This is a genomic window from Pseudofrankia asymbiotica (genome assembly GCF_001983105.1).
Classification (GTDB): Bacteria; Actinomycetota; Actinomycetes; order Frankiales; family Frankiaceae; genus Pseudofrankia; species Pseudofrankia asymbiotica.
Map to the genome: position 1 here is coordinate 50111 of NZ_MOMC01000052.1, position 25497 is coordinate 75607.

Sequence of the window (25497 nt, forward strand, 5' to 3'; positions counted from 1 at the left end):
TTCTTCGAACCACCGGGGCCTTTCCCATTTTCTCCAATTCCGTCATCCTCGCGCCGGCCGCGGTCCCGCGCGGGCATGATCGCGATTTCGAGGGTTGGGCCGGGGCGGAGCCGCGGACGCGGGCGGGTGGCTTCGGCGGTGAGCGTTACCGGGTGACCAGGGCGCGGCGCTTGTCGAGCAGCCAGCGCGTGCCGCGGCCCGCCTGTTGATCGATGGCCTGTACCGCCGGAAGCTGGGCCGCTCGCAGCATCTGGTAACGCAGGGGCGTCTCGTCGCCCTGTCGGGAGGCCATCCTGAACGCGAACGCCAGCGGGTCCGGTGCTACGTCGATGGAAGGGCGCCCGCGGTCCGCGGGCTGGGTGGTGTCACGCAGGCGGTTGAGCTCGCCGTCGACACCCTCGAACCACGACATGCTGATCCGGGCCCGCTCCTGCAGCGGTCCCAGCGCCGCGTGTCCGGAGCGGTCGAAGTCCCGCAGTGCCGTGGCGACGTCCGCGCGTCCGTGGAGGAAACGTTCCAGCATTATCGCGTCCATGATTGCGAGAGCCGTGCCAGAACCCAGGGTGAAATGGGTGGTGTGGGCGGCGTCGCCCAGCAGGACGATGTTCTCGTGCAGCCAGGTGCGAGTGGTGACGTGGGTGAACCGTTGCCAGCGTGYCGGCCGGCCATGGCAGTCGCTGATCAGTCGGTGCCCGCCGAGCGGCGCGTCGAAGATGCCTTCCAGGAGCTGGCAGCCATCCGCGTCGCTCAGCCGGTCGAGACCCAGGCCGGTCCAGGTCTGGGGGGCGCACTCGACGATGCAGGTGCTGATGTCGGCGGCCGAGGGATAGGCGTGGAACCAGATCCAACCGGGTTCCGTGCGCTCGAACGCGAACATGAAGTTCTCGAATCGGCGGTCCGTACCAAGCCAGATGTACTGGTTGGTTCCGGCTTCAAGCTGGGTACCGAAGGCGTCCTGGCCGGCTAGCCGTCGTACCTGGCTGTTCGCCCCGTCGGCCGCGACCACCAGATCGGATTCCGCCATGAGCACGCTCAGGTCGTCGGCGTCGGCCACATGCCGGCGGTACCGCACGTCGACGCCCAGCTCGATCGCCCTGCGCGCGAGCACGTCGAGCAGGGTCGCGCGCTGGATGCTGTACCCGTAGCCAGGCAGGTAGGCGGGTCGTGGGCCGCCGACGCTGACGTGCTGGCCCCGCCACAGGGTCGACGCCGCCCGCAGCTCGCGCGCGCTGACCGGGTCGCCGCGGAACAGACAGCCCAGCAGCGATTCCCAGTAGACGACCCCCCAGCCGTGGGTGGCCCCTGGCCGGTCGCGTTCGAGCACGGTGATGTCGTGGCTGGAATCCCGCAGTTTTGCCCGGATCGCGAAGTACAGCCCCGCCGGGCCGCCGCCAACACAGACGATCTTCATAGGAAGGAACCTCGGAGATAGAGGTGGCGGCGGCCGACAGGGCCACCGCCACGAGGGATGCGTCAGGGCGACGCGATTGTGGGAGGAACGGGCCTACCAGCCCCAGCCACAGCCTCCGCCCCAGCCGCCTCCCCAGCCCCAGCCTCCCCAGCCCCAGCCGCCTCCCCAGCCGCCGAAGCCGATGCCGCCAAAGCCAAATCCGTGGGTCCGCTCGCGGAAGGACCCCACGTCCTGGAGGGCCGGCGCCCTATACATAGCCTTCACAGCGGTTCCTCCCTCTGTGATGTCACCTTTCAGCGGGTCATCCAGGTACAGTCTGGTGACAACCCACCTGTTCCGATCGGCTATTCGCGCCGCTTGTAACCGACCATCAGTAGCCTTCCACCTCTCGGTTCACCAGAGGTTCACTACGCTGCGTACCGCCGCTTCGGGCTCGAAAGGATCAGTGAATTCCCAAGAGGCAACCCGAAAGGGCGGGCATCGTTGGTCAGTCGAACAACTGGTCCCCTTGGCCAGGGCCGCTGAGATGGGGGTGGCGGTGGCCGACGGCCACCGCCACGGGACGCGCGTCAGAACAGCGCGGTTGCGAGATGGGCGGGCTTACCAGCCCCAGCCCCAGCCGCCTCCCCAGCCGCCCCAGCCGCCGCCCCAGCCCCAGCCACCACCCCAGCCACCACCCCAGCCGCCGCCCCAGCCGCCACCGCCCCAGCCGTGGGTGCGCTCGCGGAAGGATCCGGCATCGAGGAGGGTGGGCGCGTGGTATGCAGTCTTCATAACGGTTCCTCCATCTGGTGGTGATGTCGCCTTTCGGTTTTCGGCCGGCCGGGCAATAAAACCGGCGGACATTCAGCCCGCCGACCAGATCATTTTTCTATGACRACTTGTGACCGACCACCATCAGCCTGCCACCGATCGGTTCATCCTCGGTTCAGCACCCTGAGCATGGTCGGCCAATCACTTTCTTTCCGCCGGCCGACCCCGCCGCCACAACCGGATCCGGCCGAGAAATGAATTCCGCGGCCCCAAACCCTCGACGCGCGATCAGCGCGTGACCCTCGGCAGGTGGCCGATGCTGATCTCTTTGACGACCGACCCGTGGGCCGGTCTCACGCAGATGTCGGCGTGCGGAGCCGGCGGCGAAGCGGATGGGATGCTGGCGGTCATCGTCCGAGATCGAGCATGAACGGCGATCTGGGGCGGCCAGGCTGCCACCCGCGCTCAAGAGCTTGCCGAATGGCGATGGCCACCGCCGAAGGCAGCACGGGAGGGGCTGGGGCACCATGACGGCCCGCGGCGAAGCAGTCCATCAGGGCTGCGAGCAGGCGGTGCGAGCCCGGGTCGGTGCTGGGAAAGCTGTGTGGTGGCGTGTTTGGTGGTGAGTTGGACCGAGCGGTACGCGAGGGGGGTCCAGGGGGCGAAGCCCCTTGGCGTGGGGTCCGGGGCTCGGCCCCGGGGCAACATGACGGCCCCCGGCGAAGCAGTCCATCAGGACTGCGAGCAGGCGGCCCCGGCGCGAGCCGAAGGCGGGGATTGAACCCGCGACCTATCGCTTACGAGGCGATTGCTCTGCCACTGAGCTACTTCGGCATGGTCCAGCGAGGCTGGCGCGGCTCCGAGTATGCCAGATGAGATGACGAAGGCGACGTGTGTGGCCCGGCCGCGTTTCTGCGATCTTGTGGCCGGCCGATGGCTCTGGTCCCGGCTCGGGTAGGCGCGTCGCCGCCGGGCCGGCGTCGTCACCGGCTGTCTCGGTCTCGATCTTCGAACTCGGTCGGCGACGGTGGGTTGGGGGTGAGCGCCGGCCGRCTGGCGCCGGGCGTCTTGTCTGGTCGCGGTGGGTCGGATGTGATGGTGGGTGTCCCGATCGTCCGGTGACGGGTTGATGTGCGGYTCGGGGTTTGGGTAGGGGATCCGTTACGGAAAGCTTTGGCTTGATCACATGTGCGTGTCGATGTGGTGTCGTCAGTCGACCGAAATTCGTCAAATGCGACCCCGCTCGCAGTGGCACTGGAGAGGTTGCGTAGGGTTTCGCCATGACCGGGGAAGCAACTGCGACGACGACGCGAGGGGCCTCGCTGCTCGTCGCGGAAGATGATGAAGCATCGCGCGTCGCACTCGCGCGCAGTCTTGAGCGATTCGGGTACCGCGTGCTGGAGGCGGCCGATGGCGAGACCGCACTCCGCCTGTTTCAGACGACGGAGATCGACCTGGTTGTACTTGATGTAGCAATGCCGCGAATGGACGGCTTCGCCGTGCTCAGTCGGCTGCGGCAGACGAGCGAAGTACCGGTGATCATGCTGACCGGTCGGGCTGAAGAGGTCGACCGGGTGGTCGGCCTGGAGCTCGGGGCCGACGACTATGTCGTCAAGCCCTACTCGCTGCGCGAGCTGGTGGCCAGGGTTCGCGCCCGGCTGCGCCGCCGCCCGGTGGAGGCGCCCCCCCAGCGCAGCGGGGATGGCAACGAGCCGCTGATCTACGGCGACGTGTCGATCGACCTGCGTGCCCGCGAGGTCGCGGTGGCCGGCGAGCGGATCGACCTGACCGCCCGTGAGTACGAGCTGCTCGCTTTCCTGGCCCGTCATCCGCGCCGGGTGTTCAGCCGGGAGGAGCTGCTCGAGCAGGTCTGGGGCACTCGGTTCCAGGACCCCGCGACCGTGACGGAGCACGTCCGGCGGGTCCGCACCAAGGTCGAGGGCCGGCCGCCGCAGCGCCGGTTGGTCACCACGCTGCGCGGCATGGGCTACCGCTTCGACCCGTGAGCCCAACTTCGTGATTCCCTGACCCGGTGGAGTCCTCCGCGCCCAGAAGGCCGGAGGACTCCACCGGGTCATAGCTGTATGGCGCCCGCCGTCTCAGTCCGAGCCGAAGTGGCGGGGACGGGCGCGTCGGCGGATCCGTCGGTGCCCACCGTCGCCGGCCGGCGGCTCCTGGCTCGTCTCGTTCCGGCTGGCCTCATCCGGCTGTGAGACGGCGCCGGGCACGGCGGCCTCCCGGGCGGCGGCGTCCGGCGTGTCCATGCGCTGGTGCGCGGCGAAGGCGTCGGGGCGCTCCTCGCCGTTCTGATCGGGGCCCTCAGTCTGACTGCCGTTCCGGCTCCCGTCCTCGGGCGTGCTGGCGGAACCGCATCCGGGGCCCACGGTGGCCGGATAGGCGGCTTCGTGGGTCTTGCGGGACGAGCAGACGTCGGCCCGGTCGCAGGCGCGCCGCCCGCCCGCGTCGAGCGCCACCGTCACCTGCTGGCGGGGCACATCGTGGCCGATCACCCTGCCCGGGCCGTCGGGAGTGCTCGCCCGGGAGCCCACGGCGGGGACGGCGGCGGCGAACTCCTCGTACAGCGGGTGCTCGTAGCGCAGGCAGCACATCAGCCGGCCGCAGGCGCCGCTGATCTTCAGCGGGTTGAGTGCCAGGTTCTGGTCCTTGGCCATCCGGATGCTCACCGGCTCGAAGTCGGTGAGAAACGTGGAGCAGCACAGCTCCCTGCCGCACGACCCGATGCCGCCCTGCAGCTTCGCGCTGTCCCTGGCGGACAGCTGGCGCAGGAGAACCCGAGTGTCCAGCGTCCGATTCAGCTCACGGACGAGAGCGCGGAAGTCGACCCGTCCGTCGGCGGTGAAGTAGATCGTGAACGTGTCCGACGCGTCGATGTGGTCGACACCGATGATCTTCATGGGAAGGCCGTGCTCACGGACCAGCCGCTTGGCCGCGACCCTCGCCTGGGCGCGTCGCCGCCGGGACACCTGGTCCCGCTCCACGTCGTCGTCGGCCGCGAACCCGGCGAGGACCGGCAGGTGGCCGATGTCGTCGCTCACCCACTGCGGCGCCCACATGCAGGTCGCGACCGCCGGGCCTTCGTCGGTGGGGACGAGCACCCGGTCGCCGACGCGGGGCGCCAGCCGCCCTGGGTCGGCGTAGTACAGCTTCCCGCGGGGCGAGAAGGCCACCGCGCACATCATCGACATGCGTGCCCGCCGTCCTGTCGTGTCCGCCGCGAGGCGCCGCGGCGCGGCCCGGCACCAGCACGAGCCGGCCATGCCGGCCACGTGGGCCCGGCCGTACATCCGGTCAGGTCACTCCGACCTCACCGAATGTGGCGGAAATCGCCGTTCGCCCTGAGCGTACGTCCGCGTTCTCGCCGAAGCACCCGGTTCGTCCGGTCTCAGGCGTCCCGGAGGGCCAGGGTCAGGGATTCGACGGCGAGCTGGGCGACGAGGCCCGGGTTGGCGGCGAGCGAGTCCCTGGTCGCCAGGACCGCCTCCAGACGGCGCAGGGTGCGTTCCGGGGTTGCCGTGGCGGCGAGCCGGCTGATCTCGGCGGCGGCGTCGGGGTTGACCGGGTCGACGGTCGCGCCGAGCTGGTGGGCGAGCACGTCCCGGTAGAGACCCGCGAGGTCCAGCAACGTCCGGTCGAGCGAGTCGAGCACCGTGCGCCGGCCGCGGCTCTTCTGCGACTTCTCCAGGTCCTTGAGCGCTCCGGCGGCGCCGCGGATCATCATCGTCCTGGCCTTGGGCGCCGCCTTCGTCGCCCGTTTCGAGCGTCCCGTGGCGCCGGACGAGGTCGCGCCGACGCCGAGCGCCGTGCGCAGGGCCTCCGTCTCCGCCTCGTCCCGCTCGGTGTTCGCCGTGTCGGCGTCGGCGTTCGCCGCGGCGACGAGATCGGCGGCGGCGCTCAGGCAGTCGGCCGCGCGGCCGAGCCGGCCAGGCACCGCCAGTACCTGGGCACGCCCCGCCCTGGCCCGCTCGTCGACGGCGAGCAGGCGGGCCCGGCCGAGGTGGCCCTGCGACGCCCTCGCCGCGACGTGCGCCGTCCGCCCGTCGACGCCGTCGCGCAGCAGCGCGTTGACGATGTCGTCGACGGACGGCAGCCGTAGCGCCACCACTCGGCATCGAGACCGGATCGTGGGGATCACATCGTCCACCGAGGGCGCGCACAGAAGGAACACGGACCGCTCGGCCGGTTCCTCCAACGCCTTGAGCAGGGCGTTCGCGGCGGAATCCGTGAGCCGGTCCGCCTCCTCGATGAGCAGGATCCGGTACCGGCCACTGGTCGGGGCGCTCGCCGCGTCCCTGACCAGTGCCCGCACGTCCTGGACGCCGAGCGAGAGCCCCTCCGCGCGCACCGTGCGCAGGTCGGCCGCCGTGTCGGTGAGGACGGTGTGGCAGCCGACGCACTCGCCGCAACCAGACGGGCCCACCGGCTCGTCGGGCACCCCCGGCTCTCCGGCCGTTCCCGCGGCTTCGGCGGCATCCGGCGCGTTGGCGGCCTCCGCCGCTCTGGCCGCCGAGGCGCGTTCGCAGCTCAGAGCGGCGGCGAAGGCCCTGGCGGCGTCGACGCGGCCGGCGCCGGAGGGGCCGGTGAACAGCCAGGAATGGGTCATCCCCGCCCTGGCGGCCGCGATGGCGCCGTCCGGGCCGCCGATGAGCGCGGCCGCCGCGGCGGCCGTGGCGAGGGTGTCGACGACCGCGTCCTGGCCGGTGAGCGCTTCCCAGACGCTCACGCCGAGCCCTCCGGGAACCGAGTGGAGCCGGGCGCTCCGGTATCCATGATCGGGCTGCGCCGGTCGCCGACGCCGTGCCGCTCGCCGCCCCCGCGCCGGTCGAGGTCGTCGCCGTGCCCGGTGCCCGTCGGACGGTCAGGGCCGGTTCCGCCCGCGGCGACGGCCGCCAGCTCCGGGCCGCCAGCGGTGGCCGTCGCCGCGGGGCTGTCCGTGTCGCCGATGGCGCTGAGAGTGGAGTCCCCGAGGCGGCGGGCGACCTCCTGGCGGATCCGGGCGCGCAGCTCGCCCGCCGGCGCGGCGCGGTCGAGCACCAGGTAGCGATGCGACTCCTCGTCCGCGAGCCGCAGGTAGGCGGCGCGGACCTCCTCGTCGAACCTCGGGCCGCGCGAGCTCGTCCACCGTCGATCGGCCGCCACCTGGCCGTCCGCCGGGCCGTTCAGGAATCCAGGGGCAGGGAAGCCAGGCTCGCTCATGCCCGCGTGCGCGTCCGCCGCCGCGGTGTCGGCGTCCATGTCCGCGTCCGTCTCCGCGTCCGTCTCGGTGTCCAACAAGACCGTGACGTCGGGGAGCAGCGACATGGTCGCCCACTGGGCCAGCACGGTCAGCTCGCCCAGGGCGGCACAGCTCGCGGCGCTCTGGTGCGCGATCGTCGAGTCGACGTAGTGGTCGGTGAGGACCACGGCGCCGCGCGCGAGCGCCGGCTCGATCACCCTGGCGACGTGCTCGGCCCTGGCCGCCGCCGCGAGCAGGGCCTCGGTGCGGGGGTGCAGCGCCGCCGACGGGTCTGCCTGCAGCTGGCGCAGGGACGCCTCCAGCGGCGCGGCGATCACCGCGTCCGAGGCGACCACCACCTCGTGCCCCGTCTCGGTAAGCCACGAGCGCAGCGCCTCGAGCTGGTCCGCCCGCGCGGCGGCGTCCGTTCCCTCGATCGCGACGAACAGGCCGGCATGGCGTGGCCGGCGGTTCTGCCTGCGGCCGCGCAGCGCGTTCCACAGCTCCGGGAGGACGGGTACCCCGGAGTGGTCGTCCATCTCCCGGTAGGCGAACAGGCCCACGACGATGGCGAGCACACCACCGCCGAGCAGCACGAAGGTCACGCCGTCGGCCCTGACGTTGACGTCGCCCCAGAGGTGCACGCTGTGCGAGCCGATCAGGCCGACCAGCGCCGGCGCGACGGCCAGCACCAGCAGCAGGTCGACGCGTACCAGCGACTGCACGAGCGCGAAGGTGCGCCCGCGCAGCTCGTCGGCCACCTCGGYCTGCAGAAGGGTGTTCCCGGTCACCCACGCCACCCCGGCGAACATGCCCACCAGGACGACGAGGATGCAGGCCAGCACCAGGTTCGGGATGATCGCGACGAACACCAGCGTGATGCCGGCGCCGGTGACGCAGACCCCGAACAGGCGAGTGCGGCTGTAGTCGCCGAGCAGCTTCGGCCCGGCGGCCATGCCCGTGGCGAGGCCGATGAAGACGGCCGCGAACAGCACGCCGTAGGCCGCGTCCCCGCCACCGAGGATCTGGACGTAGAGCTTGCCCAGTGCGATGACGCAGCCGGCGCCGGCGAATCCGCCGAGGATGCCGATGATCAGGCCCCGCACCAGCCGGTCGTTGCCGACGAACTTCCAGCCCTCGGTGATGGAGGCGAAGAAGCCCGGCTCCGGGCCGCGTTCCGGGCGCGTCGCCTTGCCGATCGACTTCAGCCCCCAGATCACCACCGCCGAGGCCAGGAAGGTCGCGGCATTGAAGTACAGCGCGATGTCGACCGACGAGTCCCGGAAGTACGGGTGATCCGGCGCCAGGCTTCGCGACAGGGTCGCCAACAGCGCGAAGATCGCCGCCGCCACCGGGGCGCTGCCGTAGGTGGTGAGCAGGCTGAGCGTGTTCGCCGCCGCCAGCCGCTCCTTCGGCACCAGGTGCGGGACGCTCGCCTCCTTGGCCGGCGCCCACAGAAGAGTCACGCACTCGATCAGGAACGACGCGATGAACAGCCAGGCCAGCGTGCCGATGATCGGGATCGACAGGAACAGCCCGAAGCGCAGCAGGTCGGTGACCACCATGGCCAGCCGGCGGTCGAACTTGTCGGCGACCGCGCCGGCCAGCGGGCCGAAGATCAGCGCGGGCGCCAGCCGGATGATCAGCAGGGAGCCGAGCGCGTACGCCTGGCCGGAGAAGCCGTGCTGCAGCTGGGTGACCATCGCGGTGGTCGCGAGCAGGCCCATCCAGTCGCCGAGGCTGGACAGCCCCAGCTGGATCCACAGCCGGCGGAACTCCGGGATGCGCAGCACCGCGCGCACGTCGCCCTCGTCGGAGCTCGCTGGCGCGCGCCGTTCCGGAGGCTCCGGCACGCTGGTGACCGGATGCTGGCCGACTGTCTTGACGGCCCAGCCGGCGCGGCGCGGGCGGCGCTCCGTTAACCCGCCGCCCGGGCCGCCGACGGACCGGGCTGGCGCGGCCCCCGCCGTCCCCACATCGTTCGCGGGCGGCCCGTCCGGGCCGCCCGCGTGTCCTGGCTCGGGCATCAGGCCCGCCGCGGCCCGATTGTCCTTCTCGTCCCCGTGGTCGGGGACCATCAGCCAGCCTCGCTGGTGCCGCCGGATCCGGCTGGCCGCTTGGTGGCGGCGCGCGTGCCGGTGCCCGCCTTCGCCGTCGTCTTGCCCTTGGCGGTGGACTTCGCCTTGGCCGCGCCCGCCGCCGGCTTGGCGGCCTTGGCGCCGGATCCCGTGCCCGACCGGCTGGACGTCCGGCGCGGGGTGGCGGGACCGCGGGCGCGTCTGTCCGCGAGCAGCTCGCCGGCACGCTCGATCGTCAGGGTCGCGATCTCGTCGCCCTTGCGCAGGCTCGCGTTGGTCTCGCCATCGGTCACGTACGGGCCGAAACGACCCTCCTTGAGCACGACCGGCTTGCCGCTCGCCGGGTCGGGCCCGAGCTCACGCAGCGGCGGGGTCTCGGCCGCGCTGCGCCGCCCGCGGGTCTTCGGCTGCGCCAGCAGCGCGAGGGCCTGCTCCAGGGTCACCGTGAACAGCTGCTCCTCGGACTCCAGGGAGCGGCTCTGCGTCCCCTTCTTCACGTAGGGGCCGTAGCGGCCGTTCTGGGCGGTGATCTCCTCGCCGTCCTCGCCGGCGCCGAGCACCCTCGGCAGCGTGAGCAGCCTGCGGGCGTCGTCGAGGGTGACCGTCTCCAGCGACATGGTCGACAGCAGGCTCGCGGTCCGCGGCGGGTCGGTGTCGGTGGTGACGTACGGACCGTAGCGGCCCGCCTTCGCGGTGACGGTCGCCCCGGTCTCGGGGTCGACGCCGAGGGCCCGGTCACCGGACGGCGCCTCGAGCAGCTCGAGCGCCTTCGGGATCGTCAGCTCGTCCGGTGGCAGGTCCTCTGGCACGCTGGCGCGCCGCTCGCCGTACTGGACGTACGGGCCGTAGCGGCCTACCCGGACCACCACCGAGACGCCGTCGTCGTCCTCGCCGAGCGGGATCGAGTTGACCTCGCGGGCGTCGATCTCGCCGAGCCGCTCGCTGACGAGGTGCTTGAGCCCCGCGTCGGCGGCGATCTTGCCGTTCGCGCCGCTGGCCGCCTTGCCGTTGCTCCCGGCGGCGGCGACCGCCGTGCCGTCGCCGGCCGCGGCGGGGGTGCCGTCGCCGAAGTAGAAGCGGGTCAGCCAGTCCGTCGAGGCCGCCGTGCCGGCGGCGATGTCGTCGAGGTCGTCCTCCATCGACGCGGTGAACCGGTAGTCGACCAGCCGGCCGAAGTGGTCCTCCAGCAGGCCCACGACGGCGAACGCGATGAAGCTCGGCACCAGCGCGGTGCCCTTCTTCCACACGTAGCCGCGGTCCTGGATCGTGCCGATGATCGACGCGTAGGTGGACGGCCGGCCGATGCCCAGCTCCTCCAGCGTCTTGACCAGGCTCGCCTCGGTGAACCGGGGCGGCGGGCTGGTGGAGTGGCCGCGTGGGGTGAGCTGCCGGGTGGCCAGCTGGTCGCCCTGGCGGACGTCGGGCAGCCTGGTCTCGCGGTCCTCGAGCTCGGCGTCCGGGTCGTCGGCGCCCTCGACGTAGGCGCGCAGGAAGCCGGGGAAGGTGATGACCTTGCCGCTGGCGACGAACTCGGCGTCCTCACCCGCGCTGGACCTGCCGCCGATGCGGATGGTGGCGCTGGTGCCGCGGGCGTCGGCCATCTGGCTCGCCACGGTGCRCCGCCAGATCAGCTCGTAGAGGCGGAAGCCGTCGGTGTCGAGCTCGCCGCGCACCTCGCCGGGGGTGCGGAAGGTGTCGCCGGAGGGGCGGATCGCCTCGTGTGCCTCCTGGGCGTTCTTGACCTTCTTCGTGTAGACCCGGGGGGCGTCGGGCACGTACTCCGGGCCGTAGAGCTGGCGGGCCTGCTCGCGGGCCGCGGCCAGCGCCGTCTCGGACAGGTTCGTCGAGTCGGTCCGCATGTAGGTGATGTAGCCGTTCTCGTACAGCTTCTGCKCGATCTGCATCGTGCGCTGGCTGGAGAACCGCAGCTTGCGGCCCGCCTCCTGCTGAAGCGTCGACGTCATGAACGGCGCGTAGGGCGAGCGCCGGTACGGCTTGGTCTCCACCGAGCGGACGGCGAAGACGGTCGCGGCCAGGCGCTCGGCCAGGCCGGTCGCGCCGGCCTCGTCGAGGCGGACCACCTCGGTCGAGGTGAGCCTGCCCACGGCGTCGAAGTCGCGGCCGGTCGCGAGGCGGCGGCCGTCGAGGGCGACCAGGGTCGCGGGCAGCGCGGTCGAGTCGGGCGCCTTGCCGTCGTGGCCGACGGTGGCGGCGAACCTGCCCTCGATGTTCCAGTAGTCCGCCGAGCGGAAACGCATCCGCGCCCGCTCCCGCTCGACCAGGATGCGCGTCGCGACGCTCTGCACTCGGCCCGCCGACAGCTTCGGCATGACCTTCTTCCACAGCACGGGGGAGACCTCGTAGCCGTAGAGACGGTCCAGGATGCGCCGGGTCTCCTGGGCATTGACGAGGTTCTCGTCGATCTCGCGCGGGCTGTCGACGGCTCGGCGGATCGCCTGCGGGGTGATCTCGTGGAAGACCATCCGCTTGACCGRCACGGTCGGCTTGAGCGTCTGCAGCAGGTGCCAGGCGATCGCCTCGCCCTCGCGGTCCTCGTCCGTCGCGAGGTAGAGCTCGCTCGCGTCCTTGACCAGTTCCTTGAGCTTGCTGACCTGCTGGCGCTTGTCCGGGGTGACGATGTAGAGCGGCTCGAAGCCGTTGTCGACGTCGACCCCGAGCCGGGCCCATGGCTTGCCCTTGTGCGCCGCCGGCACGTCGGCGGCGCTGCGCGGCAGGTCGCGGATGTGGCCGATGCTCGACTCGACCTGCCAGCCAGGCCCGAGGTAGCCCGCGATCGTCTTCGCCTTCGCGGGCGACTCGACGATCACCAGCCGGGTGCCCGTGCCGCCGGCGGTGGACCGCCGTCGTCCGGCGCCGCCGCGGGCGGTGCCGGGCGACGTCTCGGCCTCGTCGACCTGCTCGGCCGCATCCAGGACGTCCTCGTCGACGTCGAGCGGCTCGGCTAGCGGGGTGGACGACCGGGACGGGGTCCGGGCCGTCGTCTTCGCGCGCGGTGGCACTGGTCTCCTCGGTACTGCTGTTCTCGTGTCGCTGTCGGCGGTCTCATGGCTGGTGGCGTCGCTGGCTGGCGGCGTCGAAGGCTGGCAGGTGCCCGGCTGGCTGGCCGCCGGCCACCGCGATGGCCGGACGCCGTGGGCCGGATGACCGGCGGGGCGCTCGCTCGCGCCCACACCAGGCCCCACCCCACCCCAACCGGTGAGCCGTCGCCGCAACCGGTGCACGTGTCGTGCTGCACGGTACGCCGCGCCGTCCCAGCCGGCTTCTCGCCGCCCGCCGAGACAGCCGGGCGGGCGTTCGATGGTGGCACGCGGGTGCGCCGGGGGGACGCGCCCGGCCCCCCGGTCAGACTTCACCTTCCTTATCACCGTGTCACGGTCACCGCGCCGCGGCCCCTCGGCCCCGACGGCGGCGATGCCCGGCCGCCGTCACGGCCGTGCCTGTCCAGGTCCGCCGGACTGTCGTGGCCCCGGCGCGCACGGCCACCGGCCTCGCCCGCGCCGGCGTGTCCGGTGGAGCGGGTCGAGACGGCCTGGCCGCGCCGGACCACGGCGGCCCGGCGGGTGGACACCGCCGTCACGGTAAGGGCTCACAGCGCCGGTACGCCATCCCCTGGGCGCGTCACGTGACCGACCTCCCCACGCCGGGGAGGTGTCCCCATGGTGTGGGGGCGCCTAACGGCAGCGACCGCCCGCCGCCGGTGCGCCGGCTGCGGGCGGTCGGAATGCCTGCCCTGATCGGGCCTGTACGGGTGAAGACCGCCGGCTGGGTAGTCCGGCGGCTGGCCCTGGTCAAGCGGCCGGGTCCTCAGCGACGCCGGGTCCTCAGCGACACTGCCGGGTCGGGGCAGGCCGGGTGTGGATCCCCGCCGATTCGCGCCAGGCCAGGGCCGGTAGACCGGACCGGCGTGGCGCGAATCGGCGGGAAGCCGCCCGGCCTAGACGTTCACCTGGTTGGCGGTCGTCTGGTCCGGGGAGCCCGCCGCGTTCGGTCCCGTCACGGTGACGTTGGAGGAGACCGCCGTCGGAGCGTCCGAGGAGGACGGCGTCGCGTCCAGGGACGATCCCCACCGCTTGGAGATCACGATCACGGTGGCGATCACGGCCACCGCCACGACGGCGATGAGGATCCGCAGCCAGGTGTTCTTGTCCTCGCCCACCGAGAACTTCACCACGGTCGGCGCGATCAGCAGGCTGACCAGGTTCATCACCTTGATCAGCGGGTTGATCGCCGGGCCCGCGGTGTCCTTGAACGGGTCACCCACGGTGTCGCCGATGACCGTCGCGGCGTGGACCTCGGATCCCTTCCCGCCGTGCGCGCCGTCCTCGACCAGCTTCTTCGCGTTGTCCCAGGCACCGCCCGAGTTGGCAAGGAAGACAGCCATCAGCACGCCGCCAGCGATCGCGCCGGCCAGGAACGAGCCCAACGGCGGGTAGCCGAGGCCGAACCCCACCGCGATCGGAGCCATCACGGCGAGGGTTCCCGGCGTGATGAGCTCGCGCAGCGAGTCCCGGGTGCAGATGTCGACCACCGCGCCGTAGTTCGGCTTCTCGGTGCCCTCCATGATCCCCGGATGGTCGCGGAACTGGGCGCGCACCTCCCAGACGACCCTGCCGGCGGCCCGGCCGACCGCGTTGATCGCGAGCCCGGAGAACAGGAACACGACCGCGGCTCCGAGAATCACGCCGACGAGCGCGTCCGGGTAGGCCACGTTGAGGCCGCCGAGGCCGCGGGCGGGGTCGCCGCTGACCCCCGCCTTGCCCAGCGCCTCGACGATCGTGTCGGTGAACGAGCCGAACAGCGCGGTCGCGGCGAAGACCGCCGTCGCGATCGCGATGCCCTTGGTGATGGCCTTGGTGGTGTTGCCGATCGCGTCGAGCGAGGTCAGGATCGCCGCGCCCTCCTCGGTCACCTCGCCGGACATCTCCGCGATGCCCTGGGCGTTGTCGCTCACCGGCCCGAAGGTGTCCATCGACACGATCACGCCGACGGTGGTGAGCAGGCCGGTGCCGGCCAGCGCGACGGCGAACAGCGCGATCGTGACGCTGCCCGAGCCAAGCAGATAGGCGCCGAACACCGCCGCGCCGATGAGCACCGCCGAGTAGACCGCCGACTCGAGGCCCACGCCGATGCCGGCGAGGATGTTGGTCGCCGGGCCGGTGGTGGAGGCTTCGACGATGCTCCGGACCGGCTTGCGGGCCGTCTCGGTGAAGTAGCCGGTGAGCACCTGGATCGCCGCGGCGAGCACGATGCCGATCAGCACGGCGCTGATGGCGATCACCCGCGGGTTGCCGTCCTGAGTGCTCCCTTCCATGCCGGGGAAGTCGGCGAAGCTGGTCGGCAGGTAGACGAACGCGACGATGATGACGCCGATCGCGGAGATGATCGCGGAGATGAAGAACCCGCGGTTGATCGCCGCCATCCCGTTGCGGTCCTTGGCGCGAGGGCTCACCGCGAAGATGCCGATGACGGCGGTGATGACGCCGACAGCGGGGATCAACAGCGGGAACACCAGCCCGTGCGCGCCGAACACCCCGACGCCGAGGATCAGCGCGGCGACCAGGGTGACCGCGTACGACTCGAACAGGTCGGCCGCCATGCCGGCGCAGTCGCCGACGTTGTCGCCGACGTTGTCCGCGATGGTCGCCGCGTTGCGCGGGTCGTCCTCGGGGATGCCCTTCTCGACCTTGCCGACCAGGTCGGCGCCGACGTCGGCGGCCTTGGTGAAGATGCCACCGCCGACTCGCATGAACATCGCGAGCAGCGCGGCGCCGAACCCGAAGCCCTCGAGCACCTGGGGCGCGGTGTCCCGGAAGACGAGCACCACGACCGCGGCGCCCAGCAGGCCGAGCCCGACGGTGAACATCCCGACGACGCCGCCGGTGCGGAACGCCAGCCGAAGCGCGGCCTTCTCGCCACGTTCGTTGGCGGCCGCCGCCGTCCGGGTGTTAGCCCTGGTCGCCAGCGACATGCCGATGAAGCCGACGAGCGCGGAGAAGACCGCTCCGACGACGAAGAACACCGAGCGTCCAATGCGGGCGCCGGTGTCGTCCGCCGGCAGCGCCAGCAGGACGAACGGGATGACGACGACGAACCCGGCCAGGGTCTTGAACTGGCGGCGCAGATAGGCGGCGGCGCCCTCCTGTACCGCGGCACCGACCTCGATCATCTTGGGTCCGCCCTGGCTGGCCGCGAGTACCTCGCGGACCAGATAAGCGGCCACAAGCAGGGCCAACGCTGCGATGAACGCCACACCGGCGACCAATCCCAGTTGCCCGCCAGTAAGGTCGATCCCAGCAGTCGCGGGTGACTCCGCGGCTTGGATCGGGGACATGGCTCCTCCCGGTCTGCACTGTTTGTCCCCTGGACGGCCGGGCGTTCGTACGCCGTCGTGGCTCGACGCCGCACGCATGTCCAACGGTCACAGCGGGGCGCCGCATCGGGCGACGCCACGGGTGGCTATTCGGGGATGTCGTGGGTTCGCGGGTCAAACCGTGGCTGGCGGTGCGCAGGTAGCAGTAACCGACGTCGTGGTTGTCCTTTGCCGGGGAGTACCACGCCTACCGGCTGACTCAGCGCCTGCGTTGCCGTCTCGCGGAAGGTCCCTGCCCCACCTCCACCGCGCTCCACCAGGAGCACCAATTCCGGTCACGGACGACCAGCTACACCGTCTGTGAGATGCGGCGGAGTCTATCCACACGTCTGCGGCGTGCGCTCGTTTTTGCGGCCGACCRCCCTCTGCGGGTCCGTAGGGGCACATGTCGCGAGCGACGTGCCCTCCGGGACTCGCGCGGGGCCGGCCGGCGGGTTCGTCCTCAAAGGGCGGGGTTGCCCGCCGTCGCCATGCCGCCCTCCAGGCCGCCGCCGATGAAGGTCGCGGTGTCCCAGGTCATCGTCACCACCGTGCCGACGCCGTCCGGGCGACGGCGGATCTGGACGTCGTCGACCAGCCCCTCGATGAGCGCGAGGCCAATGCCCGGCGGCAGAGCCGAGCCGGCCGCGCCGGGCTCCTGGTCGCCGGGGAGAGCCGTCAGCGGGTCGCCGGCGGGGCGGGCGTCACCGGTGCTCAGGTCGAGCAGGGCCGGCGCGCCAAGCAGGCCGCCGTCCGGGCCGGGCGCCACGTCGTCACCCGGTTCGCCCGAGTCGGCGACCGCGACGGTGAAGGCGCCGTCGACGCCCGTCATCCGGATCTCGACGAGGCTCTCGGGCGCGCGGCGGCGGTTCACGTTCACCGCGCGCAGGCAGGCCTCGCCGACGGCGATCCCGATCTCGTCGAGTACGCCGGTCGGTACCCCGGCGCGGCGCGCGACCGCCATCGCGATCCTGCGGGCGGTGCGGACGTGCCCCGGCAGGGCGGCGAAGCGCAACTCGACGGTGGACATGTGGCCTCCGGGGTTCTGTCCTGTTGGTGAGCATCGTCTCTGGGGCGCCCCGACCATCTCATCGCCGAGCGACCGGGCTCATCGCCGAGCGGCCTGGCCCGGCCGGTGCCGGCGAGGCGGCGCGCGGGTACCTCGAGCCTCGTCGGGAACCCGCGCCGGCCGGTGAGGCCGATCGGTCCCGCCCCGTCGGGCGATGCTCGACCCAGGTCCCAGAGCGGCCGGGGCGAGGCCCCGGCACGACGTCCTTGGTGGGCCACCCGCGACACCACCGTCACGGGGACGGTGGGTCGGGTGGCCAGCCAGGACGTCTCAGTCGCTGGCGGAGAGCGCTTCCTCGACAGAAGCGTGGATCGGGAAGACCTTGGTCAGGCCCGTGATCCGGAAGATCTTGAGGATGCGCTCCTGGGTGCAGACGAGGCGCAGCGAGCCGTCGTGCGCCCGGACCCGCTTGAGGCCACCGACGAGGACGCCGAGACCGGTGGAGTCGAGGAACTCGACGCCCTCCATGTCGACGACCAGGTGGTAGGAGCCGGCTGAGACGAGGTCAATGAGCTGCTCGCGCAGCTTCGGCGCGGTGTAGACGTCGATCTCTCCGCCCACGACGACGACCGTGTGGTCGCCTTCCTGGCGGGTCGTGAGGGACAGGTCCACAAATCCTCCTGCGTACTACGTCGACTTGTCGGTCAGGCGTGTGGGGCGTCCGGGTCTGAGTGACCCGACTGCAGGCGCCACTACCCCGCGGCGTGGAGGGCCAATCCGACCGCTGCGTCACAGAGCCGAACGGATGACTCCACGGGCTGGCATGACCCCACACCATCATGGTCCGGTGCGCCGGAATGGCCCGACGCGCCGGACCTGACGCGTACCGACGCCACCGGAAATCTACGCCTGATCTTCCGTTGCCGTCTGCCACTCTCGGTGACCAGTCGGCCAGGCCTGGCCGGAGGACGCCAATACGGCTTTTCCGCCGGTTCGGCGCCGGCAGCGCGCCGCTGGTCCGGGGGCCGCGCGCCGCTGGTCGCGGGGCGCGGGCGGCGCCGGCCGCGCGCGGCGAACGGCCAGGACAGTGCGGCATAGCGCGGCTTGCCTACTCTTGAGAACGCCTGGGGCATCCGAGAACCACGGGAGTGGTGCTGAGGCCCGCCTGAGTCTCGCCCGTGCCTACAGGCCACCAGGCGCGAGCCGGCGGGACTGGCGGGACCGGGCCGGGCTCGGCCGGGCCGGGCTGGCGGGGCGGGGCGGGGCGGGAACAGCCCGGCAGGTTCGGCCGATTGACCACATGCGCCGGCGAGCGCGGGAGACGGGAGTCCGAGGTGGGTGACGACCGCGGGGCCGAGATCCTGTCCCGGCTGCGTTCCGACCGCCGGCGGGATCGGTGCGTGACCCACGTCGAGCGGGTGCCCGCGCGGGCTGGAACGGCGGTGGACTGGCCGGAGTGGGTGGACCCGCTGCTGCTCGGGCGGCTGCGCTCCGCCGGCGTCACGGCACCATGGAGCCACCAGGCCGCGGCGGCGGGGGCGGCGTTCGCCGGCCGAAGCGTCGTGCTCTCGACCGGAACGGCGTCCGGCAAGTCGCTCGGCTACCTGCTGCCGGTGCTCACCACGCTGCTCGCCGACCCGTCGGCGCGGGCCCTCTACCTGGCTCCCACCAAGGCGCTGGCCCACGATCAGCTTCGCGCGGTGCGCTCGCTGACGCTGACGGCCGTCCGCGCGGCCAGCTACGACGGCGACACGCCCGCCGCCGAGCGGGAGTGGGTGCGCGCGCACGCCACCTTCGTCCTGACCAACCCGGACATGCTGCACCGGGGGATCCTGCCGGGCCACCGCCGGTTCGGTCCGTTCCTGCGCGGCCTGCGCTACGTCGTGATCGACGAGTGCCACGGCTACCGCGGGGTGTTCGGCGCGCATGTGGCGCAGGTGCTGCGCCGGCTGCGACGGGTTTGCGCCAGGTACGGGTCGGACCCGGTCTTCGTGCTCGCCTCGGCCACCGTCGCCGATCCCGGTGTCGCCGCGGCCCGGCTGACGGGCGTTGACGTCGACGTGGTCGATGAGGACGGTTCCCCGCGTGGGGCCACCGACTTCGTCCTCTACGAGCCGCCACTGTTCCTCACCGCCAGCGGGCGCCAGCCGGACGCCGCCGCGGCGGGCGGGCCGGCCGGCGCGGGCGAGCTCGCCGGGATCGTCGGACGAGCCGGGGCTGGCGGTATGGGCGGGGTCGGAGGTGGGGCCGCGAGGGACGCCTCGGCTGGAGGGGATCACCCGGCCAGGGCCGGCGCCGGTGACGGAGCTGGTGGTGGCGTTGCCATGGCGGCTGAGGGCACGGGGGGCGAGGACGGCCCGGCCGCCGGCGAGAACGGGGCGCCGGTGCGGCGTTCGGCCACCGCCGAGGCCGCGGACCTGCTGGCGGACCTGGTGGCCGACGGCGTGCGCACGCTGGTCTTCGTCCGTTCGCGGCGGGCGGCCGAGGTGGTCGCGAACTCGGCCCGCCGGGCGCTGGGCCTGGTGGCGCCCGAGCTCGGCGAGCGCGTCGCGGCCTACCGGGCCGGCTACCTGGCCGAGGAGCGCCGTGACCTGGAGGCCCGGCTGCGCTCCGGTGACCTGCTCGGTGTCGCCGCGACCTCGGCACTCGAGCTGGGTGTCGACATCAGCGGCCTCGACGCCACCGTGATCGCGGGCTATCCGGGGACGCTGGCCTCGTTGCGCCAGCAGGCCGGTCGCGCCGGCCGGTCGGGGCAGGGGGCTCTCGCCGTGCTGGTCGCCAGGGACGACCCGCTCGACACCTATCTGGTGCATCACCCCGATGCGGTGTTCGGCCGGCCCGTCGAGGCGACCGTGTTCGACCCCGACAATCCCTACGTGCTCGGCCCGCAGCTGGAGTGCGCCGCCGCGGAGCTGCCCATCACCGAGAGCGATCTGGAGCTGTTCGGGGCCGCCTCGAGAACGGTGCTTGACGATCTTGTCCGGCGTGGCCGGCTGCGACGGCGGCCGGCTGGCTGGTACTGGACCCAGCGTGGTCGGCCCGACGTCGACATCCGGGGCGTCGGCGGCCCGCCGGTGCGCATCGTCGAGTCGGGCACGGGGCGGCTGCTCGGCACGGTGGACGCGGCGACCTCGCATTCGACCGTTCACCCAGGAGCCGTCTACCTGCACCAGGGCGTGAGCTTCGTCGTCGAGGAGCTCGACCTGGAGGAGTCGGTCGCCTTCGTCGTCCATGCCGCGCCGGACTGGACGACGACGGCCCGCGACCACACCGACRTCCGGATCGTCGAACAGACCAGGGCGCGGGTCGCCGACCGTGACCTGGCCGTGTACTTCGGCACCGTCGAGGTGACCAGCCAGGTGGTCGGCTACCAGCGGCGGCTCATCACCACCGGTGAGGTGCTCGGGGTCGTCCCGCTCGACCTGCCGCCGCGCCACCTGCGTACCCGAGGGGTCTGGTACGTGGTCTCGGACGGGCTGCTGGAGGACGCCGGCGTCGAGCCGGCCGACGTGCCCGGCGCGGTCCACGCCGCCGAGCACGCCGCGATCGGGCTGCTCCCGCTGTTCGCCACCTGCGACCGTTGGGACATCGGCGGTGTGTCGACCGCGCTGCACCCGGACACCGGGCAGACGACCGTGTTCGTCTATGACGGTCATCCGGGTGGCGCTGGCTTCGCCGAGCGCGGCTACGGGCGTTTTGGCACCTGGCTGACGGCGACCCGTGACGCCGTGTCCGCCTGCGAGTGCCCGGCCGGGTGCCCGTCGTGCGTGCAGTCACCAAAATGCGGCAACGGCAACGAGCCACTCGACAAGGYCGCCGCGAGCCGGCTACTCACCACGATTCTCGGCAGGCTGGACGGACCGTGACCCCGGGGGCACCAGCACTGTGACCCCGGGGCATCGGCGGCGGCCCTGGCCGGCCMGGTCATGCCCCTCGAGGGGCGCTGGGTGGCTGGCGAGGATCTTCGGGTTCGGTGATGGCTTCGTCCGAGGGCGGCCCTGCCATGATCATCCGCCGGGTCCAGCTTCGGTCGCGTCGGTCGCGCCGATCCAGGGTCCGGCGCGGGAGGTGGCGGCCAGCGGGCCGAGCAGCCTGAGGGCTGGCGGCGGCTGTACCTGGGCGACCACCTCGATCGCGTCGCCGGTGGCCCGGCAGGCGATCAGCTCGGCGCCGTTGCGGATGGCGAGGGTCCGCGCTCGGCCGCAGGCCGCCGCCGGGTCGCCCGTCCGGTCCGAGGCGGCCGCGAGAGCCGCGAGGTCCGCGCCCGTGGCCGCCTGACGTCGGGTGATCGAGACCGTACTGACCGCGAGCAGAATTCCGGCCGCCATCGCGAGGACCATCAACCAGCCCAGCAGCAGCACCGTCGCCGACCCGCGATCGGTGCCGCGCCGGGCCGGCCGCCTGGCCGCCGGAATCATCCGGGAGCCTCCTCGCCTCGCGCGCCAGCTTCGGGGCCGACGCCGGCCATGTGGTCGCCGGAGCCGGCCGCGGCTGGGCCGGCGGTGCCCGCGCCGACCGCGGCGGGTTCCGCCGGGGCGACGGCGCTGGCCACGATGTGGGCTGGTGGCAGCGGGGAGCCCGTGACGGACAACTGGATCCGTACTGTCACCGTGACCTCGTCGGCCTGCCGGGAGATCGTGACCGTGGCGTCCGCCGGGGCGGCCAGATGTGCCCACGCCGCGACCTGGCGGTCGTCGTCACCCCTCGCGGCGGCCCGAGCTCCGATCCTGGCCGCCTCCTGTGCGCGGGCCTGCGCGCCGGCCGCGGCGAGCAGCCAGAGCGCCAGCAGGACGACGGCGCCGAGGGTCGGCAGGCCGAGGGCCAGCTCGGCTGTCGCCTGCCCGCCGTCCGGCGGCCGGGCCGCCCGCGCGTGCCCGCGGGAACGTGTCATCGGGTGCCTCCGGCCGGTCAGAAGGGCAACGTCAGCGCGCGCCGCACGACCGACATGATCATCTCGTGGGTGGCCGAGCTGCTGACGACGGCGTAGAGCACGCCCGCGAACGCGACCGCGGCTACGGTGCCCACGGCGTACTCGGCGGTCGACATGCCCGCGTCGCGGCCCGCGGCGTCCCGGCGCCTCGCGACCTCGGACCGAGGACGGGTGTCGTCAGGGCGATGGGCGAGCCCATGCGCCAGCAGAGCGCAGCCAGCGAGCAACGCGGGCAGCAGGAACAGAACCGACAGCGGGGACATCGGCTGACACCTCCATGGGAATGCGAGGAGCGAACACGTGGGGTGGGTGCGGTCGTCGCGGCCTGGATGGGCCGGTGAAGCCAGCCGGCCGAAACCTGGAGCGGGAGGAGCATCGTGATCGTGTGCGGGGACTCGCGCCGATGCCATGGCTCGCCCGCGACTTGTGGATATCGCTGACGTATCCACAGGCGGTGGATCAGGTCGGCAGCGCGCCTGGCAGTGAGCCGAGAATGGTCGGGACCACGCCCAGCAGGAGAAACGCGGGCAGGAAGCACAACCCGAGCGGTGCGGCCGCGGCGACGCCCGCCCGCCGCGCGGCGCCGATCGCCTCGTCGTGGGCCTGAGCCCTGGCGCGCGCGGCGATTCTGGTGAGCCCCTCGGCGAGTCGCGCCCCGCTGGTCTCGACCCGCCCGAGCGCCTGGGCAGCCGCCATCAACGGGCGGGCGGGACTTGCGCGCTGACCCGCGCCGACTCGCCGTCGCAGCGCGTCGAGGAGGCCGGTCGGTCCCGTGCCGGCGGCCACCAGCCGTGCCGTCGCCCCTGCCGCGGTCGCCCCCAGGCGGAGCCCGCGGGAGGTCGCCCTGAGCTCGACGCCCAGCGGGCCGGCCACGCCGGCGGCCGTGGCCTCCAGTGCCGCTGGCACGGTCGCGCCCGCGGCGAGGCAGGCGGAGATCAGGTCGAGCGCGAGGGGGAGGTCGGCCAGCAGCCGCGCGCGCCGCGCCCGGCCTGGATCGGCGGGCAGCGCCGCGCCGACCAGCAGAGCCGCCGCTCCCACCGCGGCCATGGCTCCGAGCCCACGCTGGCCGAGGGCGAGGAGCACCGCGGCGCAGGCCCCCATCGCGCTGGCCAGCGCGGCCCCGAGCGCGGGCCGCCCGGCAGCTCTCCCGGATCGCTGCGTTCCCGGATGGTGGGAACCCCGCCGCCGATCCGGCAGGAGCCCCGGGCGTCTCGCCGGGCCGGCTCGCGGCCGGCGTCCCTGCTCGTCCATGTGGGCATCCCGGGGAGCCGCCGACTCGATGTCTCGGACCACGCGGTCGCCGATCCACCGCAGCCAGCGCAGGCCGAGCAGGTCGAGCGCGACCCCGGCGGCGAGGCACGCCGAGCCCGTCGGCGTGGCGAGCAGCACATGGGCCGGGCGTGCGCCGAGCAGGGCCGCGAACACGATGCCGACGACTGGCAGGCCCGCCACCAACCGCCCGGATGAGCGCGGGCCGGCCAGCGCGGCGGTGAGCTCACCGGCTCGCCGGGCGTCCGCCCGTGCCTGCGCGGCGAGCGTCATCGCGACCGGCGCCAGCCGGGCTCCGCCGGTCCGGCAGACCCACAGGGCCGCGCCGAGCTGGCGTAGCGCCGGTGTCCGGCAGCCGGCGAGCAACCAGATCGGGTCCTCGCCGGCCGCCAGCCCGGCTGAGAGCCGTGCCAGCTCGCCCGCGTCCGCGGCATGGGCATGGCCGTCCGCGTCGACGGCGGTGCCGCTCGTCCCGCTCAGGACTTCCCGGATGTCGCCAAACGCGTCGTCGGGTAGCTGTCGCTCGGCGGCGGCAGCGGCCGATCGCAGGGCCGCGTCCGGGTCGGCGCCCGCGTCGAGCTCGGCCGCGAACGCGGCCAACAGGTCCTCCGCGACCGCTCTCGCCGCCGCCGTCCGTCGCTGCGCCGCCGCCCGCCGCCCCGCCCGGGCAGCGGTGGCGGTGACCACCGTGACCAGCGCGGCGACGATGGCGCCGGCCCGCCCCGCGACCATGGCGGCGCCGAGCACGGTCCCGGCGACGGCCGTCACCCCGACCAGCCGGGCGGCCAGCCGTGGCACCCTCGCCGTGGTGCTCATGGCCGGGACCCGAAAGGTGACGGAAGAGCGACGCCGCGATCACGCAGCAGGTCGCGCAGCCACGGCAGGCCGTCCGCCGGGAGCATGCGCCCGCCGGGTGCTTCGGGCGGTGCGGGGGGCGTCGCGACCAGCGCGGGGCGGACCCGCACGAGCCCGCCCGGGTCCTGGCGCAGCACGGCCACGGCCGCGACGACGCGCCTGCCGGCGTCATCCCTGCGCAGGTGGACGGTGACCTGCACGGCGGCCGCCAGCAGGCTGTGCAGGGCGGCCCGGGACAGGCCCGCGAGCGCCCCCAGCGCCTCCATCCTGGCCGGCAGCGCGCCGGGCGCGTTTCCGTGGACGGTCGTGAGCCCGCCCTCGTGGCCCGTGTTGAAGGCGACCAGCAGGTCCAGCACCTCAGGTCCCCTGACCTCGCCGACGACCAGCCGGTCGGGGCGCATCCGTAGCGCCTGCCGGACGAGATCGCGCTGGGTGATGGCGCCCGCGCCCTCGATGTTGGGCGGCCGGCCCTGCAACCGGACCAGGTTGTCGCGCTCCAGCGCCAGCTCGGTGGTGTCCTCCACGATCACGACACGTTCGGCCGGGCTCACACAGCCGAGGAGCGCGGCGAGGAGCGTCGTCTTGCCGGTGCCCGTGCCGCCGGTGACCGCGATCGCGAGCCGGGCGTCGACGAGCGCGCGCAGTACGCCGACGAGCGCCTCACGGTCGCGTCTCGCGGCCATGTCGACGGACCGGCCTCCAGCCGCGCTGGGCCTCGCCGCCGCCGTGTGCGCCTCCGCGGAACCTTCTCCGGCGGATCGGCGGAGAAGCGTTCCTGTGGCGTCGCCGGCGTCGCCGGCGTCACCCGTGACGAACTCGGCGAGGCCGATCGGCACCCGGCGCGGCCGGCGCAGCGACAGGCAGGTGCCACCGATCGCCACCGGCGCGAGCACCGCGTGCAGCCGGGTGCCGTCCGCGAGCCGCGCGTCCGCGAAGGGCGCCGCCGCGTCCAGCCGCCGCCCGCCGCTGGCCGCGAGCCGGGTCGCCAGCCGGCGCACCGTGTCGTCGTCGGTGAACCAGACGTCCGCGCGTTCCAGCCCCCTGCCCCGGTCGACCCACACCTCGGCCGGCCCGTTCACCAGCACGTCGGTCACGGACGGATCGGCGAGCAGCTCGTCCAGTGGGCCGGCGCCGAGCAGTTCGGCGGTGACCACCCGCCGGGTCGCCTCTCGATCCTCTTCACGCAGCGGCCCGGCGACCTCGGCGAGCGCCCGGGCGACGTCCGACCGAGTGGGCGGGTGGGCCACGTCGGCGAGGCGGTCGCGCACCCCGTCGATCGTCTTCGCCGGGACGCCGCGGATGGGGGCCGTCATCGGACAGGCTCCCCGGCCATCCGCGCCGGTGACGCGGCCAGCCGGACCGGCTGCCGGCACCTGCCGGCCGCGGAGGTGACACGGCGGGCTGGAGGAGCGGTGACACCCGGCAGGGCAGTGGTGGGTGCGGCGAGGACGATCGGTGGGCCGGTGGCCATGGCGCCCAGGTCCCTTCGGAGCGGACGGTTCGGTCGCGCATCACCGTGCCCCACCAGGGCGCCTGTGGATGAGCCTCATCCACAGGCCATCCGGCGCGGTAAAAGGGAGGGTTTCCGT

The 25497-nt window shown here is 73.1% G+C and carries 17 protein-coding genes and 1 tRNA gene; 2 read left to right on the forward strand and 16 right to left on the reverse strand.

The window, feature by feature from the left end; genetic code table 11:
• Nucleotides 1-145: 145 nt before the first annotated feature.
• From BL253_RS25535 to BL253_RS25540, 4 genes are all read right to left on the reverse strand, one after another.
• Nucleotides 146-1411 (reverse strand): FAD-dependent monooxygenase, encoded by a 1266-nt coding sequence (locus tag BL253_RS25535; RefSeq protein WP_076819820.1) that lies wholly within the window; start codon nt 1409-1411, stop codon nt 146-148.
• A gap of 93 nt (nt 1412-1504) precedes the next feature.
• Nucleotides 1505-1675, reverse strand: coding sequence for a lasso RiPP family leader peptide-containing protein (locus tag BL253_RS41325; protein ID WP_116438882.1), 171 nt, complete (start codon nt 1673-1675; stop codon nt 1505-1507).
• A gap of 336 nt (nt 1676-2011) precedes the next feature.
• Entirely contained in the window at nt 2012-2185 is a 174-nt protein-coding gene (locus BL253_RS41330) for a keywimysin-related RiPP (protein ID WP_116438883.1), read from the reverse strand.
• A gap of 741 nt (nt 2186-2926) precedes the next feature.
• A tRNA-Thr gene (locus BL253_RS25540) sits at nt 2927-2998 on the reverse strand.
• Between the two features lie 446 nt (nt 2999-3444).
• Here BL253_RS25540 and BL253_RS25545 point away from each other — a divergent pair.
• Nucleotides 3445-4170 carry a response regulator transcription factor gene (locus tag BL253_RS25545; RefSeq protein ID WP_071052176.1) on the forward strand — a complete coding sequence of 242 codons (726 nt, stop codon included), beginning with the start codon at nt 3445-3447 and terminating at the stop codon, nt 4168-4170.
• A 93-nt stretch (nt 4171-4263) separates the two neighbouring features.
• Here the strand turns inward: BL253_RS25545 and BL253_RS25550 are convergent, their stop codons facing one another.
• The 7 genes from BL253_RS25550 to BL253_RS25590 form a co-directional block, all read right to left on the reverse strand.
• A complete protein-coding gene (locus BL253_RS25550) occupies nt 4264-5370 on the reverse strand; it encodes a PSP1 domain-containing protein (protein WP_076819884.1) in 1107 nt (368 codons plus the stop codon).
• A gap of 197 nt (nt 5371-5567) precedes the next feature.
• Entirely contained in the window at nt 5568-6905 is a 1338-nt protein-coding gene (locus BL253_RS25555) for a DNA polymerase III subunit delta' (protein ID WP_076819822.1), read from the reverse strand.
• Nucleotides 6902-9475 (reverse strand): bifunctional MFS transporter/dTMP kinase, encoded by a 2574-nt coding sequence (locus BL253_RS25560; RefSeq protein ID WP_241835114.1) that lies wholly within the window; start codon nt 9473-9475, stop codon nt 6902-6904. The genes BL253_RS25555 and BL253_RS25560 overlap by 4 nt, the downstream gene beginning before the upstream one ends.
• Nucleotides 9475-12495, reverse strand: coding sequence for a type I DNA topoisomerase (gene topA, locus BL253_RS25565; RefSeq protein ID WP_076819823.1), 3021 nt, complete (start codon nt 12493-12495; stop codon nt 9475-9477). The genes BL253_RS25560 and topA overlap by 1 nt, the downstream gene beginning before the upstream one ends.
• 935 nt (nt 12496-13430) lie before the next feature.
• The gene (locus BL253_RS25580) at nt 13431-15827 is read right to left on the reverse strand and encodes a sodium-translocating pyrophosphatase (protein ID WP_076819829.1); all 2397 of its coding nucleotides are present in this window, start codon (nt 15825-15827) and stop codon (nt 13431-13433) included.
• A gap of 481 nt (nt 15828-16308) precedes the next feature.
• Nucleotides 16309-16875, reverse strand: a complete 567-nt coding sequence (locus BL253_RS25585; RefSeq protein WP_076819831.1) for an ATP-binding protein — start codon at nt 16873-16875, stop codon at nt 16309-16311.
• Between the two features lie 309 nt (nt 16876-17184).
• The gene (locus BL253_RS25590) at nt 17185-17526 is read right to left on the reverse strand and encodes an anti-sigma factor antagonist (RefSeq protein ID WP_007516571.1); all 342 of its coding nucleotides are present in this window, start codon (nt 17524-17526) and stop codon (nt 17185-17187) included.
• Nucleotides 17527-18188: 662 nt separating this feature from the next.
• Between BL253_RS25590 and BL253_RS25595 the strand changes: the two genes are divergently transcribed.
• Entirely contained in the window at nt 18189-20720 is a 2532-nt protein-coding gene (locus BL253_RS25595) for a DEAD/DEAH box helicase (RefSeq protein ID WP_096336088.1), read from the forward strand.
• Nucleotides 20721-20861: 141 nt separating this feature from the next.
• Here BL253_RS25595 and BL253_RS25600 read toward each other — a convergent pair whose 3' ends face one another.
• The 5 genes from BL253_RS25600 to BL253_RS25620 all read right to left on the reverse strand — a co-directional run bounded on the left by BL253_RS25600 (nt 20862) and on the right by BL253_RS25620 (nt 25221).
• Entirely contained in the window at nt 20862-21272 is a 411-nt protein-coding gene (locus BL253_RS25600) for an Rv3654c family TadE-like protein (RefSeq protein WP_076819833.1), read from the reverse strand.
• Nucleotides 21269-21745 carry a TadE family type IV pilus minor pilin gene (locus tag BL253_RS25605; RefSeq protein WP_198946391.1) on the reverse strand — a complete coding sequence of 159 codons (477 nt, stop codon included), beginning with the start codon at nt 21743-21745 and terminating at the stop codon, nt 21269-21271. Before BL253_RS25605 ends, BL253_RS25600 begins: the two co-directional genes overlap by 4 nt.
• A 17-nt stretch (nt 21746-21762) precedes the next feature.
• The gene (locus BL253_RS25610) at nt 21763-22047 is read right to left on the reverse strand and encodes a DUF4244 domain-containing protein (RefSeq protein ID WP_076819834.1); all 285 of its coding nucleotides are present in this window, start codon (nt 22045-22047) and stop codon (nt 21763-21765) included.
• Nucleotides 22048-22243: 196 nt separating this feature from the next.
• Nucleotides 22244-23869 (reverse strand): type II secretion system F family protein, encoded by a 1626-nt coding sequence (locus BL253_RS25615; protein ID WP_076819836.1) that lies wholly within the window; start codon nt 23867-23869, stop codon nt 22244-22246.
• Nucleotides 23866-25221: a TadA family conjugal transfer-associated ATPase gene (locus BL253_RS25620; protein ID WP_076819839.1), complete on the reverse strand. Its 1356-nt coding sequence runs from the start codon at nt 25219-25221 to the stop codon at nt 23866-23868. The genes BL253_RS25615 and BL253_RS25620 overlap by 4 nt, the downstream gene beginning before the upstream one ends.
• Nucleotides 25222-25497: the final 276 nt, after the last annotated feature.